Origin of the sequence: Chimaeribacter californicus (genome assembly GCF_002858675.1) — a bacterium.
GTDB classification, from domain to species: domain Bacteria; phylum Pseudomonadota; class Gammaproteobacteria; order Enterobacterales; family Enterobacteriaceae; genus Chimaeribacter; species Chimaeribacter californicus.
In genome coordinates this window covers 1-14,936 of record NZ_PJZF01000010.1, presented here as the reverse complement: position 1 = coordinate 14,936, position 14,936 = coordinate 1, and the positions used below count along the sequence as shown (strand labels likewise).

The window sequence follows — 14,936 nt, the reverse complement described above, 5'->3', positions numbered from 1 at the left end:
TGTTTCTGCGCCGCCCGGTTTCAGATGATTTTCTTCCCTTCCAGTAACCGCTGAACCAGCGGGCCCATGATCAACTCCATCGCCAGCCCCATTTTCCCGCCCGGCACCACCAGCGTGTTGATGTGCGAAATAAACGATCCTTGCAGCATCGCCAGCAGGTAAGGGAAGTCGATCGAGTCCAGCCCGCGGAAGTGGATCACCACAAAGCTTTCATCCAAAGAGGGAATGGCCTTGGCGGCAAACGGGTTGGAGGTGTCAACCGTCGGCACGCGCTGGAAGTTGATGTGGGTACGGGAGAACTGCGGCGTGATGTAGTTAATGTAATCCTCCATCGACCGCACCACCGAATCCATCACTGCCTCCCGCGAGTGGCCGCGCTCGCTGGTGTCACGGATCAGTTTCTGGATCCACTCCAGGTTAACAATCGGCACTACGCCCACCAGCAGGTCAACATGCTGGGCGACGTCGTGTAAATCCGTGACCACACCGCCGTGCAACCCCTCATAAAACAGGACGTCAGTCTCTTCCGGCAGCGGGTGCCACGGGGTAAAAGTGCCCGGTACCTGATTGTAGGGCACGGCTTCGTCATAGGTGTGGAGGTATTTGCGTGACCGGCCGGTGCCGTCCTGCCCATAGCGGATAAATGACTGCTCCAGCAGGCCGAAGTCGTTGGCTTCGGGGCCGAAATAGCTGATGTGCCGGCCCAGATCGCGCGCCTTGCGGATCGCCATGTCCATCTCCGGCCGGGTATAGCGGTGGAAGCTGTCCCCCTCCAGTTCGGCGGCATGGAGGTTCAGCTCCTGGAAAATTTTACGGAACGCCAGGCTGGTGGTGGTGGTACCGGCTCCGCTGGAGCCGGTAACGGCGATGACCGGGTGTTTGGCTGACATAGTGTTCAAGACTCCGTTAAGGGGTAATGCCTGCATACCGTGCAATCAGCATAATTAATTATAGTGTTATCATAATTATGCGCATGCAGCCAGTGGCGGCAGGCCACCGTATGACGTCAGCCCTGTTCTTGTGTATCGCCCCGGAACTGGCCGCGCGGCATGATATTGACCGACTCATGCAGTTCAGACCAAACCAGCACCACCTCACCGCTTTTCAGCTGGCGGCGCACATCCTCTACTTTCTGCGTCAGGGTGCGTTCATGCTCGCCATAATCGGTGCCTTCCCGCAGCACAAAGGCTTCAATCAGGTTATCCAGCGTTTCGCTGTCGAGATCTTTCCAGGGAATAATCATGTTTCAGGCTCCAGTAAATAGGGGGCCAGCCAGGCGGGGATCCGCTGTTCCAGCCACATTTGCGGCCGCTTAAAACTGCCGCTGACAAAACCCACATGGCCGCCGTGCTCCGTGAGCTGGTATTCCACATTGGCCGGCAGGTGAGCGGCATCCGGGATCACGGCGTCAGTCATAAAAGGATCGTCCCTGGCGTGAATAATCAGCAGGGGCGTGGTGATGCGCGGCAGCAGCGGCATGGCACTGCACCGGCGGTAGTAATCCAGCGCGTTATGGAAACCGTGGGCGCGGGCGGTAATGGCATCATCAAAATCGCGCAGGCGTTTCATTCCTTTCAACTGCTGGAGGTTGACCGGCAGCGTGTCGGGGTAGGCCTGCAATTTCCGCGCGGCATTGCGTTTCAGCTGGTCGAGCAGGTAACGCTGGTAGACGCGCGAAAAGCCTTGCTCCAGTTTTTGCGAGCAGGGCTCCAGCATCAGCGGCGCAGAGACGATTACCGCCGCACAGAGCCGCGCGCGCTCCGCCTCTTCACCCAGGTAACAGGCCAGCATGTTGCCGCCCAGCGAGATGCCGACCGCCGCCGTCGGTACACGGCCGTGCGTCTCCTCCAGCCAGCGCAGGAAGAAACGGGCGTCTTCTGTCTCGCCGGAATGGTAGATGCGCCTCTGGCGGTTAGCTTCACCGCTGCACCCGCGAAAGTGCATCACCACCCCCAGCCAGCCGCGCTGTTGCCAGACATGCAGCAGACCATGCGCATAAGGGCTGTAGAAGTTGCCTTCCAGACCGTGGAACAGCACCACCCGCGGCTTGTGCGCGGCCTGTGCCGGTGGCTCGCTCCAGGCGAGATCGACGAAATCGCCGTCCGGCAATTCCAGCCGTTGCCAGTGCGGCGTAAGCATTGCCCGCCGCCGGTAAAGCCGGGGTAGCAGCGTTTGCAGGTGCGGGTTACGGGCACCGCGCATCGCCTGAAAGGTTTCATGCATAGCGTGTCTTTTTCTTTATCAGCTGGGGCGGCAAGGGGTCATATCAGGTAAACACTATAGCCTGATAATGTTTATCATATCGTACAACCGCAGCGTCCGGCGCGCCTGCGTCGTGTAACGGCGTCTATTTCAGCTGATGGCGGGGCGTCTCTGGGTAGCGGGCTGAAGCGCACATAAAAAAGCCCGGCATGGCCGGGCTTTTCTGTCTGCATCCGCGTCGGTTACTCCGCGTCAAACTGCTCAAGCTGCTCCTGAATCTCCAGCCAGGCCATCTCCGCCTCTTCCAGCGCAGATTTTGCCTGCGCCTGGGTTTGCAGGCAGGCAGTAAGATCGGCTTTGCGGCTTGGGTCATAGAGGGCGGTGTCGCCCAGTAACGTCTCCGCAGTGGCCAGCTCCGCGCCCAGTTTCTCCATCTGCTTTTCCAGTTGCAGCAATTTTTTACGCAGGGGTTGCGTCTGGCTGCGCAGCTCGGCCGCACGGCGTTTCTGGTCTTTGCGCGCCTGCGCGCTGTTGCTGCCGGCCTCTTTGGACGGCGCGTCCTGCTGACTCTCCTGGCGTTGCAGATCCACCAGCCACTGCTGGTAATCTTCCAGATCGCCGTCGAACTGCTCAACCTTGCCGCCATGCACCAGATAGAGATCGTCCGTGGTGGAGCGTAACAAGTGCCGGTCGTGCGAGACCACCACCAGCGCACCTTCGAAATCGATCAGCGCTTCCGTCAACGCCTGACGCATATCGAGATCGAGGTGGTTGGTGGGTTCGTCGAGCAGCAGCAGGTTAGGGCGCTGCCAGACAATCAGCGCCAGCACCAGCCGCGCTTTTTCGCCGCCGGAGAAGCGCTCGGTTTTGTCGGTGACCTGATCGCCCTGGAAGCCGAAGCCGCCAAGGTAATCCCGCAACTGCTGTTCCAGTTCACGCGGGGCCAGCCGGCTCAGGTGCTGAAGCGGCGACTCATCAGCGCGCAGGAACTCCAGTTGGTGCTGGGCGAAATAACCCAGCTTCACCCCTTTCGCCAGCCCGATTTCGCCCTGTTGCGGTTGCAACGTGCCGGCCAGCAGCTTGATCAGCGTCGATTTACCGGCACCGTTACGGCCTAACAGGCCAATACGCGAGCCGGGCACCAGGTTCAGCTTGATCGAGTCCAGGATGGTGCGCTCGCCATAACCGGCACTGACTTTTTCCATGCGCAGTAATGGGTCAGGCAGGCTCTCCGGTGCGCGGAAACTGAAGTGGAAGGGGTTATCCACATGCGCCGGGGCGATCAGCTCCATGCGCTCCAGCATCTTGATGCGGCTCTGCGCCTGTTTGGCCTTGGTGGCCTGGGCGCGGAAACGGTCAATGTAGCTTTGCAGATGCGCGACTTTCTCCTGCTGGCTCTGATAGAGCGACTGTTGCTGGGCCAGCTTGGTGGCGCGCTGGCGTTCAAACGAGGAGTAGTTACCGGTATATTCGTTCAGCGCCTGCTGCTCAATGTGCAGGATCTTGTCGACGATCGGATCGAGGAAATCCCGGTCGTGTGAGATCAGCAGCAGCGTGCCGGGGTAACTCTTCAGCCACTTCTCCAGCCAGATCACCGCGTCGAGATCCAGGTGGTTGGTGGGTTCGTCCAGCAGCAGCAGATCAGAGCGGCACACCAGCGCCTGCGCCAGGTTCAGGCGCATCCGCCAGCCACCGGAGAAATCTTTTACCGGTTGCTGAAGCTGGCTCTGGGAGAAGCCCAGCCCGTGCAGCAGGCTGGAGGCGCGCGACTGGATCGTCCAGGCCTGGATGGCGTCCAGTTTGCCGTGGACCAGCGCAATCGCATTGCCGTCATTGCGCTCATTGGCGTGGGCCAGTTCCGCTTCTAACTGGCGGAACTCGCGGTCGCCGTCAATCACATACTCCAGCGCCGGGACATCCAGCGCCGGCGTCTCCTGGTTCACCCACGCCAGCGCCCAGTTGCCGGGGAACGTCACGCTGCCGGCATCGGCACTCATTTCACTTTTCAGCAACGAAAGCAGGGTAGATTTACCACAGCCGTTTTTACCAACCAGCCCGACTTTTTGGCCTGGATTCACTGTTGCGGTGGCGTTGTCCAGCAGAACCCGGGTACCGCGTCGTATTTGAAGCGAGGAGAAAACAATCATAAAGCGCCGTATGTTCAGAATATGTTAAATTAACGACCGGTAAGCTGACCACGATACGTGGTAACCAGACGCCAGGCGTCCTGATTTAATCTTGCGGAGCATGGTAACGGAAAATCCGCACCCTGACGACGCTTTGGAGGGAATGATGTCGCAGCCGCCCAAGGTTTTGCTGCTCTACGCCCACCCGGAATCCCAGGACTCGGTAGCCAACCGCATTCTGCTGGCACCGGCCCGGCAGCTCGGGCATGTCACCGTGCACGATCTCTACGCGCACTATCCCGATTTCTTTATTGATATCCATCACGAACAGCAGCTGTTGCGCGAACATAGCGTTATCGTCTTCCAGCATCCCCTCTATACCTATAGTTGCCCGGCCCTGCTGAAAGAGTGGATGGACCGCGTGCTGGAGCGGGGGTTCGCCAGCGGGGCAGGCGGCAACGCGCTGAACGGCAAATACTGGCGCACGGTGATTACTACCGGGGAGCCGGAGGGCGCGTATGCCGAACAGGGCTATAACCGCTGCCCGATGTCAGACATTTTGCGGCCGTTTGAACTTACCGCGGCGATGTGCCGCATGCACTGGCTGTCACCGATGGTGGTGTACTGGGCACGCCGGCAGCCGCCGGATGTGCTGGCCAACTATGCCAGTGCCTATGCCGACTGGCTGCGATCGCCGCTGCCGCAGGGAGGACGTTAAATGGAAGGATCGGATGTACTGACAGCGGCGCTGATTTTCCTGTTTGCCGCCGTAGTGGCCGTGCCGATTGCCCAGCGGTTGGGCATCGGCGCGGTGCTGGGGTATCTGGTGGCGGGCATTGCCATCGGCCCGTGGGGCGTGGGGGTGATTCGCGATGTCGAGGAGATCCTGCACTTTTCCGAACTGGGCGTAGTGTTTCTGATGTTTATCATCGGGCTGGAACTGAACCCGTCCAAACTCTGGCAACTGCGGCGATCTATTTTTGGCGTCGGGGCCGGGCAGGTGCTGCTGACGGCGGCGGTGCTCGGTGTGCTGCTCTATCTTACCCATTTTGCCTGGCAGGCCGCGGTGATTGGCGGTATCGGGCTCGCCATGTCTTCCACTGCGATGGCGTTGCAGCTGATGCAGGACAAAGGCATGAAGCGCAACGAGGGCGGCCAGCTCGGCTTCTCGGTGCTGCTGTTCCAGGATATGGCGGTGATCCCGGCGCTGGCGCTGATTCCCCTGCTGGCCGGCGCCGGGGAGGGGGACAACGACTGGAGCCGGATCGCCATGAAAATTGCCGCGTTCGGCGGCATGCTGATTGGCGGGCGTTACCTGCTGCGGCCTTTGCTGCGGTTTATTGTGGCCGCCAGGGTGCGCGAAGTGTTCACCGCTGCGGCATTGCTGACGGTGCTGGGCGCCGCGCTGTTTATGGATGCGCTCGGCTTCTCCATGGCGCTGGGGACTTTCATCGCCGGGGTTTTGCTGGCAGAGAGCGAATACCAGCATGAGCTGGAGATTGCCATTGAACCCTTCAAAGGGCTTCTGCTGGGGCTGTTCTTTATCTCGGTGGGGATGGCGCTCAATCTGGGGGTGCTTTACACCCATGTGGTGCAGGTGCTGATCGGCGTCGCGGTGCTGGTGCTGGTAAAAAGCAGCATCCTGTATGGGCTGGCGCGGGGCTTTGGCCTCGGCCGCTCTGTGAGGCTGCAGTTTGCCGGTGTGCTAAGCCAGGGCGGGGAGTTCGCATTTGTGCTCTTCTCCGCCGCCGCCGCGCAGCGGGTGATTTCATCAGACCAACTGGCGCTGCTGCTGGTGGTGGTGACGCTGTCGATGATGACCACGCCGCTGCTGATGCAGAATATCGATCGCCTGCTGGCGCGGCGCTATAACGCGCAAGAGGAGCAGGATGAACAACATCATGTGGAAGATGACGATCCCCAGGTGATTGTGGTGGGCTTTGGGCGTTTTGGTCAGGTGATTGGCCGGTTGCTGATCGCCAATAAGATGCGCATTACCGTGCTGGAGCGGGACATCAGCGCCGTCAGCCTGATGCGCAGCTACGGCTATCACGTCTACTACGGTGATGCCACCGAACTGGAGCTGCTGCGCGCCGCCGGTGCAGAGAAGGCGCGCTCAATTGTGATCACCTGTAACGATCCGGAAGACACCATGGCGATCGTGCGCTTATGCCAGCAGTATTTTCCTGACCTGGAGATTCTGGCGCGGGCGCGCGGCCGTGTGGAAGCGCATGAGCTGTTACAGGCCGGGGTGGCCAATTTCTCGCGCGAAACCTTTTCCAGCGCGCTGGAGCTGGGCCGCAAGGCGCTGACCACCTTAGGGATGCACCCGCACCAGGCCTACCGCGCTCAACAGCACTTCCGGCGGCTGGATATGCGGATGTTGCGCGAGCTGGTGCCGCAGCGACAGGGCGAGGTGGCGCAGATCTCCCGCATCCGTGAAGCGCGGCGCGAACTGGAGGATATTTTCGAGCGTGAAATGCACAATGAGCGCCGCCGGCTGGACGGCTGGGATGAACATGAATAGCCGCACGGATTGAGGTGTGCGCCTATCCGTTCTAGACTGGTAGTCAGTGCGAAGCGCCGGGCGTGGCGTCCGGTGCTTTATTTCATTGGAAAGAACCTTTTTCCGGCCGTGGTGCCTCTGCTCAGTCAGACCGGGCATGGCGGTTCATTCTGGAGTCAACAGCATGTCAGCAACACGTAAGCGTTTCATTGCCGGGGCCGTTTGCCCGCAGTGCAAGGCGCTGGACAGCCTGATGTTATGGCGCGAGGATCAGGTGGAAGTGGTGGAGTGTGTGAAGTGCGGCCATCATCAGCGCCAGACTGAAGAACAGGTTAAGCAGCATGTGCGCCCTCAGGAGCAGGTCATCGGTATTTTCCATCCTGAGTAGCGTGTCGCGACGCGTTTTTTTATGCTGATGAGTACAGCGCCGCAGATTTCCGCTACAATCTGCGCCAATTTGCTTTCCAACGGTAGGAGATATCATGAAAGTTGCAAAAGACCTGGTGGTCAGCCTGGCTTACCAGGTACGTACAGAAGACGGTGTGTTGGTTGATGAGTCTCCGGTGAGTGCGCCGCTGGACTATCTGCACGGTCACGGTTCCCTGATCGCAGGTCTGGAAAACGCGCTGGAAGGTCATGACGTCGGCGATCGTTTCGACGTACATGTCGGCGCGAACGAGGCCTACGGTAACTATGACGAAAACCTGGTGCAGCGTGTACCGAAAGACGTCTTCATGGGCGTTGACGAGCTGCAGGTTGGCATGCGCTTCATGGCGGATACCGATCAGGGTCAGGTGCCGGTTGAAATCACGGATGTGGAAGACGACCACGTGACCGTTGACGGCAACCATATGCTGGCCGGTCAGAACCTGAACTTCAACGTTGAAGTGGTGGCGATTCGTGAAGCGACTGAAGAAGAGCTGGCCCACGGCCACGTTCACGGCGAGCACGACCATCATCACGGCCATGACCATGGCGACGGCTGCTGCGGCGGCCATGACCACGATCACGACCACGGTCACGATCATGGTAAAGGCGGATGCGGTAACGGCGGTTGCGGCTGCCACTAAGCGGATGCATCAAAAAAGGCTGCCTGAGGCAGCCTTTTTTATTTCCTGAATCTGACGTTTTCCCCGCGTGATTCGCTGCTATCTGTGCTTCACTGACTTATTACGCACATCACCCACTGATTAATAGTGCGGCGGCGGGGTCTCTTCTGAAGGATGGGCAATCGCTGAAGGCTGCGCGGCGCGCAATTTGTCCGTTAACAGGCGCAAACGGTCCTGCAATTTACTCATCTCAAGCTGGTGTTCTGTCACAATCAGATTCAGCTCCTCGATCGTCACTTCCTGAAAGGCCAGGCGGCTTTCCAGCATCTCCAACCGTTGTTCGAAGGCGTTCTGATCCATACTTGCTGTCCTCTGTCATTCGCCGGTCCGGCGGATCGGGGTAAGGGGCAGGATTCTACCTGCATTATCCGCAGATTGCCTGGTGTCTTGCACCGCGGTAACCGGGGGAATTCGCCGGAAACGAAACTTCCTGATGTAATGGGGGTCGGAATATAACGCATTTGGTGAGTATAGAGATTGTTTTGCCGTCGCGCAGGCAGTTATAGTAGCCAGAGAAATTTTGTAATCGTTGCTTGGGGCTTTCCCCCTAAGCCATTGGAGAAATGGATGAAATCACTTTTTAATGTAACCTTGTTGGCAACAACAATGGCCATGGCACTGAGCGCCACCCAGGTGATGGCGGCGGATACGGCAAAAGCTGCAGAAACCGCCGCGCCGGCACCAGCCGCCGCCGCTGCGCCTGCCGTCAACAGCGCCTTCAAAAATGAAGACCAGCAATCCGCGTATGCGCTGGGTGCATCCCTGGGCCGTTACATGGATAACTCCCTGAAAGAGCAAGAGAAGCTGGGCATCAAGCTGGATAAAGAGCAGCTGATCTCCGGTGTGCAGGATGCGTTTGCTGATAAGAGCAAGCTCTCTGATCAGGAAATCGAACAAACCCTGCAGGCGTTTGAAGCACGCGTAAAAGCTTCCGCCCAGGCGAAGATGGAAAAAGACGCGCAGGAAAATGCTGCCAAAGGCCAGGCCTACCGCGATAAGTTCGCCAAAGAGAAAGGCGTGAAGAAAACGGAATCCGGCCTGCTGTATCAGGTAGAGAAACCAGGTACCGGTGATGCGCCGAAAGACAGCGACACCGTAGTGGTGAACTACAAGGGCACCCTGGCTGACGGTACGGAGTTCGATAACTCCTACACCCGTGGCGAGCCGCTCTCTTTCCGTCTGGACGGCGTCATCCCAGGCTGGACTGAAGGCCTGAAACACATCAAAAAAGGCGGCAAGATCACGCTGGTCATCCCGCCGGAACTGGCTTACGGTAAAACCGGCGTTCCGGGCATCCCCGCTAACTCGACGCTGGTGTTTAACGTTGAACTGCTGGATGTGAAAGCAGCACCAAAAAGCGATGCGAAAGCAGAAAAACCTGCTGACGACGGCGCTGAATCGGGCGCCAAAGGGCAGTAAACTACACCGCTTTCCCCCTGAAAACCGCTGCCTCCGGGCGGCGGTTTTTTTATGTCTCTTTTCTGCCGGAAGACCTCATCATGCTGTGCTGAAGGGGATAACTTGACGCCTTTCGCCCACAGGCATAACGTCTTTAGCAATTCCGGCGTCGTTACTCCCGCAGATTTGCTAGACTGACGGCCTAAAGATATTGCGTGATGAGCCTGCCGGCGGGAAGCCGGGCAGGTTCTCTACACAGAGGATGGTATCTCCGATGTCTAATTCGCTCTTACCTGGCGAAACCAGCGACCTTGATCTGCTGGAACAACGCCCTTTTACCGCCACCGATTATGAAATTCTGAAATCCTATGAGGCCGTAGTGGATGGGCTGGCGATGCTGATCGGTTCGCATTGCGAAATTGTCCTGCACTCGCTGGAGGATTTGAAATGCTCAGCGGTAAGAATCGCCAATGGCGAACATACCGGCCGTAAAATCGGATCGCCGATTACCGATTTGGCCTTGCGCATGCTGCATGACATGGCCGGCGCAGACAGCAGCGTCTCTAATGCCTATTTCACCCGGGCAAAAAGCGGCGTACTAATGAAATCGGTGACCATTGCCATCCGCAACCATGAGCAGCGGGTTATTGGTTTGTTGTGCATCAACATGAATCTGGATGTGCCGTTCTCCCAGATTATGCAGACCTTTATGCCGCCGGAGGCGCAGGAGGTGGGCTCTTCAGTCAACTTCGCCTCGTCAGTAGACGATCTGGTCGCCCAGACGCTGGAGTTCACTATTGAAGAAGTTAACGCTGACCGTAATGTCTCCAACAACGCCAAAAACCGGCAGGTGGTTCTGAACCTGTATGAAAAAGGGATTTTTGATATCAAGGATGCTATCAACCAGGTGGCAGACCGGCTCAATATCTCAAAACATACGGTCTATCTTTATATCCGCCAGTTTAAAAGCGGCGACCTGCTGGGCAGCGACCGCTGATGCTGCGTTATGCCTTACTGGTCACCGGCCCGGCTTACGGTACACAGCAGGCCAGTGCCGCCTGGCAGTTTGCGCAGGCGCTGGTGGCTGAAGGGCACCGGCTGGAGAGTGTCTTTTTTTACCGGGAAGGCGTGCTGAATGCCAATCAGCTGACGGCACCTGCCGGTGACGAATTTGACCTGGTACGTGCCTGGCAGCGGCTGGGCGCAGAACATCAGGTGGCGTTGAACGTCTGTGTGGCGGCCGCACTGCGTCGCGGCGTTACCGATGAGCATGAGGCGCAGCAACTCTCTCTGGGGCAAGCTAACCTGCAGGCGGGGTTTACCCTGAGCGGCCTGGGCGCGCTGGCAGAAGCGGCGCTGAGCTGTGACCGGCTGGTGCAATTCTGATGGAAGAGAATATGAAACGTGTGGCATTTGTCTTCACCCAAGGGCCGCACGGCACATCCGCCGGCCGTGAGGGGCTGGATGCTCTGCTCGCGACGTCAGCCCTTAGTGAGCAGGTAGGGGTATTTTTCGTGGGCGATGGGGTACTGCAACTGCTTCCTTATCAGGCCCCGGAAAAAATCCTGGCCCGCAACTACATCGCGACCTTTGGCGTTCTGCCGCTTTATGATGTGGAGCAGTGCTACCTGTGCGAGGCCTCTCTTCAGGCGCGTGGCCTGCCGGTAGATCTTGCCTGGGTACTGGACGCTGACATACTGGCCCCGGACGCATTGCGTGAGCGGCTGGCCGGTTACGACGTAATAATGACTTTTTGACGGATACCCGATGCTGTTTACGCTTTCCCACTCTCCTTTCCAGACCGATCTGCCCACGTTATTGCGCCTTGCCGGGCAGGGGGATGATCTGTTGCTGATGCAGGACGGCGTGCTGGCTGCATTAAAAGGCGGCGCCGCTCTTGATTGGCTGCTGGCTGCCCCCATCTCTCTTTATGCACTGAAAGAGGACGTGGAAGCCCGCGGGCTGACTGCTCAAATTTCAGACAAAATCACGCTGATCGGTTATACTACTTTCGTTACGCTGACCGTAAAGCACACACAACACGTCGCAGGGTAATTACAGCAGTTGCTGTATATTTCTTGACACCTTTCATGGTCAGCCATAAAATTCTGCGTCCTCGTACTTTGCCTATCCGCATACGAGGCGATTTATTACGTGTTTACGAAGCAAACCCAGGAGCTTTTTTAATGGCAACGATTAACCAGCTGGTACGCAAACCACGCTCTGTGAAGGCTGCGAAAAGCAACGTTCCGGCGCTGGAAGCCTGCCCGCAAAAACGTGGTGTATGTACCCGCGTATATACCACCACCCCGAAAAAACCGAACTCCGCACTGCGTAAAGTATGCCGTGTTCGCCTGACCAACGGTTTTGAAGTCACCTCCTACATCGGCGGTGAAGGTCACAACCTGCAGGAACACTCCGTGATCCTGATCCGTGGCGGTCGTGTAAAAGACCTGCCAGGTGTGCGTTACCACACCGTCCGCGGCGCACTTGACTGCTCCGGCGTTAAAGACCGTAAGCAAGCTCGTTCTAAGTACGGCGTTAAGAAGCCGAAGTCTTAATGGTTCTCCGTTAAGTAAGGCCAAACATTTTCACTTTAATGTCAAAATAAACTCGTAGAGTTTTGGACAATCCTGAATTAACAACGGAGTAATTCCATGCCACGTCGTCGCGTCATTGGTCAACGTAAAATCCTGCCGGATCCTAAGTTCGGATCTGAGCTGCTGGCCAAATTTGTAAATATCCTGATGGTAGATGGTAAGAAATCTACTGCTGAAGCAATCGTCTATACCGCGCTGGAGACCCTGGCTCAGCGTTCTGGTAAAGGCCATCTGGAAGCTTTCGAAGTAGCTCTGGACAACGTGCGCCCGACTGTAGAAGTTAAGTCTCGCCGCGTTGGTGGTTCTACTTATCAGGTACCAGTTGAAGTCCGTCCGGTTCGTCGTAATGCCCTGGCAATGCGTTGGATCGTAGAAGCTGCTCGTAAACGCGGTGATAAATCCATGGCTCTCCGCCTGGCGAACGAACTTTCTGATGCAGCAGAGAACAAAGGTACTGCTGTTAAGAAACGTGAAGACGTTCACCGTATGGCAGAAGCCAACAAGGCGTTCGCCCACTACCGCTGGTAATCACCACGCCGTAGTTATGCTAACCAAGCGGGCGCTTCAAGAAGCCAACCCGCTTGGGTTAACTGAACTTGAACGTCCTAGTGATAGAGGAATCAAATGGCTCGTACAACACCCATTGCACGCTATCGTAACATCGGTATCAGTGCTCACATCGACGCCGGTAAGACCACGACTACCGAACGTATCCTGTTCTACACCGGTGTAAACCACAAAATCGGTGAAGTTCATGACGGCGCCGCCACCATGGACTGGATGGCTCAGGAGCAGGAGCGTGGTATTACCATTACTTCTGCTGCAACCACTGCCTTCTGGTCTGGTATGGCGAAGCAATTTGATGCGCACCGCATCAACATCATCGACACCCCGGGACACGTTGACTTCACCATCGAAGTAGAGCGCTCCATGCGCGTACTTGACGGTGCGGTAATGGTTTACTGTGCGGTTGGTGGTGTTCAGCCGCAGTCTGAAACCGTATGGCGTCAGGCTAACAAATATAAAGTTCCACGCATCGCGTTCGTTAACAAAATGGACCGTATGGGTGCTAACTTCCTGAAAGTTGTAGGCCAGATCAAATCCCGTCTGGGCGCGACTCCGGTTCCGCTGCAGCTGGCTATTGGTGCTGAAGAGAAATTCACCGGTGTTGTTGACCTGGTGAAAATGAAAGCCATCAACTGGAACGATGAAGACCAGGGCGTGACCTTCGAATACGAAGAGATCCCGGCTGACATGCAGGACCTGGCTGAAGAATGGCATCAGTTCCTGATCGAATCCGCAGCTGAAGCATCTGAAGAGCTGATGGAAAAATACCTGGGCGGCGACGAGCTGACCGAGGAAGAGATCAAGACTGCTCTGCGTCAGCGCGTGCTGAACAACGAAATCATCCTGGTTACCTGTGGTTCTGCGTTCAAGAACAAAGGTGTTCAGGCGATGCTGGATGCGGTAGTTGACTACCTGCCGGCACCGACCGACGTTCCTGCCATTAACGGCATGCTGGACGACGGTAAAGATACCCCGGCTGAGCGTCACGCCAGCGATGAAGAGCCGTTTGCTGCACTGGCGTTCAAAATCGCTACCGACCCGTTCGTGGGTAACCTGACCTTCTTCCGCGTGTACTCCGGTGTGGTTAACTCTGGTGATACCGTACTGAACTCCGTGAAAGCTGCACGTGAGCGTTTCGGTCGTATCGTTCAGATGCACGCTAACAAACGTGAAGAAATTAAAGAAGTTCGCGCAGGCGACATCGCTGCTGCTATCGGTCTGAAAGACGTAACTACTGGTGACACCCTGTGTGACCCAGAGTCGCCGATCATTCTGGAGCGTATGGAATTCCCTGAGCCGGTAATCTCCATCGCAGTAGAGCCGAAAACCAAAGCTGACCAGGAAAAAATGGGTCTGGCTCTGGGCCGTCTGGCGAAAGAAGACCCGTCCTTCCGCGTATGGACTGACGAAGAATCTAACCAGACCATTATCGCTGGTATGGGTGAGCTGCACCTCGACATCATCGTTGACCGCATGAAGCGTGAATTCAACGTTGAAGCGAACGTAGGTAAACCTCAGGTTGCTTACCGTGAAGCAATTCGCGCGAAAGTTACCGATATCGAAGGTAAACACGCCAAGCAGTCTGGTGGTCGCGGTCAGTACGGTCATGTTGTTATCGACATGTACCCGCTGGAGCCGGGTGTGAACCCGAAAGGCTACGAGTTTGTCAACGACATCAAAGGTGGTGTAATTCCTGGTGAATACATCCCTGCCGTTGATAAAGGCATCCAGGAGCAGCTGAAAGCCGGTCCGCTGGCTGGCTACCCGGTTGTTGATCTGGGCGTGCGTCTGCACTTCGGTTCTTACCATGACGTTGACTCCTCTGAACTGGCGTTTAAACTGGCTGCGTCTATCGCCTTTAAAGATGGCTTTAAGAAAGCTAAACCAGTTCTGCTTGAGCCAATCATGAAGGTTGAGGTAGAAACGCCGGAAGAGAACACCGGTGATGTTATCGGTGACTTGAGCCGTCGTCGCGGTATGCTGCGCGGTCAGGAATCCGAAGTCACTGGCGTTAAGATCCACGCTGAAGTGCCGCTGTCTGAAATGTTCGGATATGCAACTCAGCTGCGTTCTCTGACCAAAGGTCGCGCATCATACACTATGGAATTCCTGAAGTATGATGATGCACCGAACAACGTCGCTCAGGCCGTCATCGAAGCCCGTGGTAAATAAGTCTCGGGTTTAACACAATGATCCCGTGCTCTCTCCATCAGGGGGGAGCACAAGATTAAGGAATATAGCCGTGTCTAAAGAAAAATTTGAACGTAAAAAACCGCACGTTAACGTTGGTACTATCGGCCACGTTGACCACGGTAAAACTACCCTGACTGCTGCAATCACCAACGTACTGGCTAAGAAATTCGGTGGCCAGGCGCGTGCTTTCGACCAGATCGATAACGCACCGGAAGAAAAAGCACGTGGTATCACC

General features: G+C 56.8%; 18 protein-coding genes. 13 read left to right on the top strand and 5 right to left on the bottom strand.

Annotation, left to right across the window (positions count from 1 at the left end):
• Positions 1-20: 20 nt before the first annotated feature.
• From CYR55_RS12630 to CYR55_RS12615, 4 genes are all read right to left on the bottom strand, one after another.
• On the bottom strand, positions 21-890 hold the full coding sequence (locus CYR55_RS12630) for a phosphoribulokinase (RefSeq protein ID WP_101816480.1): 870 nt from the start codon (positions 888-890) through the stop codon (positions 21-23).
• Positions 891-1,006: 116 nt separating this feature from the next.
• Positions 1,007-1,243 carry a YheU family protein gene (locus tag CYR55_RS12625; protein ID WP_101816479.1) on the bottom strand — a complete coding sequence of 79 codons (237 nt, stop codon included), beginning with the start codon at positions 1,241-1,243 and terminating at the stop codon, positions 1,007-1,009.
• A complete protein-coding gene (locus CYR55_RS12620; protein ID WP_101816478.1) occupies positions 1,240-2,223 on the bottom strand; it encodes a hydrolase in 984 nt (327 codons plus the stop codon). Before CYR55_RS12620 ends, CYR55_RS12625 begins: the two co-directional genes overlap by 4 nt.
• A 221-nt stretch (positions 2,224-2,444) precedes the next feature.
• Positions 2,445-4,349 (bottom strand): ABC transporter ATP-binding protein, encoded by a 1,905-nt coding sequence (locus tag CYR55_RS12615; RefSeq protein ID WP_101816477.1) that lies wholly within the window; start codon positions 4,347-4,349, stop codon positions 2,445-2,447.
• 145 nt (positions 4,350-4,494) lie between these two features.
• Between CYR55_RS12615 and kefG the strand changes: the two genes are divergently transcribed.
• The 4 genes from kefG to slyD all read left to right on the top strand — a co-directional run bounded on the left by kefG (position 4,495) and on the right by slyD (position 7,904).
• Positions 4,495-5,046 carry a glutathione-regulated potassium-efflux system ancillary protein KefG gene (kefG, locus tag CYR55_RS12610; RefSeq protein WP_165699586.1) on the top strand — a complete coding sequence of 184 codons (552 nt, stop codon included), beginning with the start codon at positions 4,495-4,497 and terminating at the stop codon, positions 5,044-5,046.
• A complete protein-coding gene (gene kefB / locus CYR55_RS12605; protein ID WP_101816475.1) occupies positions 5,047-6,855 on the top strand; it encodes a glutathione-regulated potassium-efflux system protein KefB in 1,809 nt (602 codons plus the stop codon).
• 163 nt (positions 6,856-7,018) lie between these two features.
• Positions 7,019-7,222, top strand: coding sequence for a YheV family putative zinc ribbon protein (locus CYR55_RS12600; RefSeq protein WP_072927427.1), 204 nt, complete (start codon positions 7,019-7,021; stop codon positions 7,220-7,222).
• Between the two features lie 94 nt (positions 7,223-7,316).
• The gene (slyD, locus tag CYR55_RS12595) at positions 7,317-7,904 is read left to right on the top strand and encodes a peptidylprolyl isomerase (RefSeq protein ID WP_101816474.1); all 588 of its coding nucleotides are present in this window, start codon (positions 7,317-7,319) and stop codon (positions 7,902-7,904) included.
• A gap of 120 nt (positions 7,905-8,024) precedes the next feature.
• Here the strand turns inward: slyD and CYR55_RS12590 are convergent, their stop codons facing one another.
• A complete protein-coding gene (locus CYR55_RS12590) occupies positions 8,025-8,243 on the bottom strand; it encodes a protein SlyX (protein WP_101816473.1) in 219 nt (72 codons plus the stop codon).
• A gap of 267 nt (positions 8,244-8,510) precedes the next feature.
• On the opposite strand from CYR55_RS12590, the gene fkpA reads away from it, so the two are divergent.
• The 9 genes from fkpA to CYR55_RS12545 all read left to right on the top strand — a co-directional run.
• Positions 8,511-9,362: an FKBP-type peptidyl-prolyl cis-trans isomerase gene (gene fkpA / locus CYR55_RS12585; protein ID WP_101816472.1), complete on the top strand. Its 852-nt coding sequence runs from the start codon at positions 8,511-8,513 to the stop codon at positions 9,360-9,362.
• Positions 9,363-9,615: 253 nt separating this feature from the next.
• Positions 9,616-10,338, top strand: a complete 723-nt coding sequence (locus CYR55_RS12580; protein ID WP_165699585.1) for a helix-turn-helix transcriptional regulator — start codon at positions 9,616-9,618, stop codon at positions 10,336-10,338.
• Between the two features lie 2 nt (positions 10,339-10,340).
• Positions 10,341-10,727, top strand: coding sequence for a sulfurtransferase complex subunit TusD (gene tusD, locus CYR55_RS12575; protein WP_165699591.1), 387 nt, complete (start codon positions 10,341-10,343; stop codon positions 10,725-10,727).
• Positions 10,728-10,738: 11 nt separating this feature from the next.
• Positions 10,739-11,098: a sulfurtransferase complex subunit TusC gene (gene tusC, locus CYR55_RS12570; protein WP_101816595.1), complete on the top strand. Its 360-nt coding sequence runs from the start codon at positions 10,739-10,741 to the stop codon at positions 11,096-11,098.
• A 10-nt stretch (positions 11,099-11,108) separates the two neighbouring features.
• On the top strand, positions 11,109-11,396 hold the full coding sequence (gene tusB / locus CYR55_RS12565) for a sulfurtransferase complex subunit TusB (protein ID WP_101816469.1): 288 nt from the start codon (positions 11,109-11,111) through the stop codon (positions 11,394-11,396).
• Between the two features lie 131 nt (positions 11,397-11,527).
• A complete protein-coding gene (gene rpsL, locus CYR55_RS12560; RefSeq protein WP_072927415.1) occupies positions 11,528-11,902 on the top strand; it encodes a 30S ribosomal protein S12 in 375 nt (124 codons plus the stop codon).
• A gap of 96 nt (positions 11,903-11,998) precedes the next feature.
• A complete protein-coding gene (rpsG, locus tag CYR55_RS12555) occupies positions 11,999-12,469 on the top strand; it encodes a 30S ribosomal protein S7 (protein ID WP_005969574.1) in 471 nt (156 codons plus the stop codon).
• Between the two features lie 96 nt (positions 12,470-12,565).
• A complete protein-coding gene (fusA, locus tag CYR55_RS12550; protein WP_101816468.1) occupies positions 12,566-14,680 on the top strand; it encodes an elongation factor G in 2,115 nt (704 codons plus the stop codon).
• 70 nt (positions 14,681-14,750) lie between these two features.
• Positions 14,751-14,936, top strand: a 186-nt coding sequence (locus tag CYR55_RS12545; RefSeq protein WP_241522145.1) for a GTP-binding protein, incomplete at its 3' end; no start/stop codon positions are given.

Excerpts from the sequence above, each read along its gene's own strand:
- CYR55_RS12630 (WP_101816480.1), bottom strand. The coding sequence starts at position 890 with ATGTCAGCCAAACACCCGGTCATCGCCGTTACCGGCTCCAGCGGAGCC.
- CYR55_RS12625 (WP_101816479.1), bottom strand. The coding sequence starts at position 1,243 with ATGATTATTCCCTGGAAAGATCTCGACAGCGAAACGCTGGATAACCTG.
- CYR55_RS12620 (WP_101816478.1), bottom strand. The coding sequence starts at position 2,223 with ATGCATGAAACCTTTCAGGCGATGCGCGGTGCCCGTAACCCGCACCTG.
- CYR55_RS12615 (WP_101816477.1), bottom strand. The coding sequence starts at position 4,349 with ATGATTGTTTTCTCCTCGCTTCAAATACGACGCGGTACCCGGGTTCTG.
- kefG (WP_165699586.1), top strand. The coding sequence starts at position 4,495 with ATGTCGCAGCCGCCCAAGGTTTTGCTGCTCTACGCCCACCCGGAATCC.
- kefB (WP_101816475.1), top strand. The coding sequence starts at position 5,047 with ATGGAAGGATCGGATGTACTGACAGCGGCGCTGATTTTCCTGTTTGCC.
- CYR55_RS12600 (WP_072927427.1), top strand. The coding sequence starts at position 7,019 with ATGTCAGCAACACGTAAGCGTTTCATTGCCGGGGCCGTTTGCCCGCAG.
- slyD (WP_101816474.1), top strand. The coding sequence starts at position 7,317 with ATGAAAGTTGCAAAAGACCTGGTGGTCAGCCTGGCTTACCAGGTACGT.
- CYR55_RS12590 (WP_101816473.1), bottom strand. The coding sequence starts at position 8,243 with ATGGATCAGAACGCCTTCGAACAACGGTTGGAGATGCTGGAAAGCCGC.
- fkpA (WP_101816472.1), top strand. The coding sequence starts at position 8,511 with ATGAAATCACTTTTTAATGTAACCTTGTTGGCAACAACAATGGCCATG.
- CYR55_RS12580 (WP_165699585.1), top strand. The coding sequence starts at position 9,616 with ATGTCTAATTCGCTCTTACCTGGCGAAACCAGCGACCTTGATCTGCTG.
- tusC (WP_101816595.1), top strand. The coding sequence starts at position 10,739 with ATGAAACGTGTGGCATTTGTCTTCACCCAAGGGCCGCACGGCACATCC.
- tusB (WP_101816469.1), top strand. The coding sequence starts at position 11,109 with ATGCTGTTTACGCTTTCCCACTCTCCTTTCCAGACCGATCTGCCCACG.
- rpsL (WP_072927415.1), top strand. The coding sequence starts at position 11,528 with ATGGCAACGATTAACCAGCTGGTACGCAAACCACGCTCTGTGAAGGCT.
- rpsG (WP_005969574.1), top strand. The coding sequence starts at position 11,999 with ATGCCACGTCGTCGCGTCATTGGTCAACGTAAAATCCTGCCGGATCCT.
- fusA (WP_101816468.1), top strand. The coding sequence starts at position 12,566 with ATGGCTCGTACAACACCCATTGCACGCTATCGTAACATCGGTATCAGT.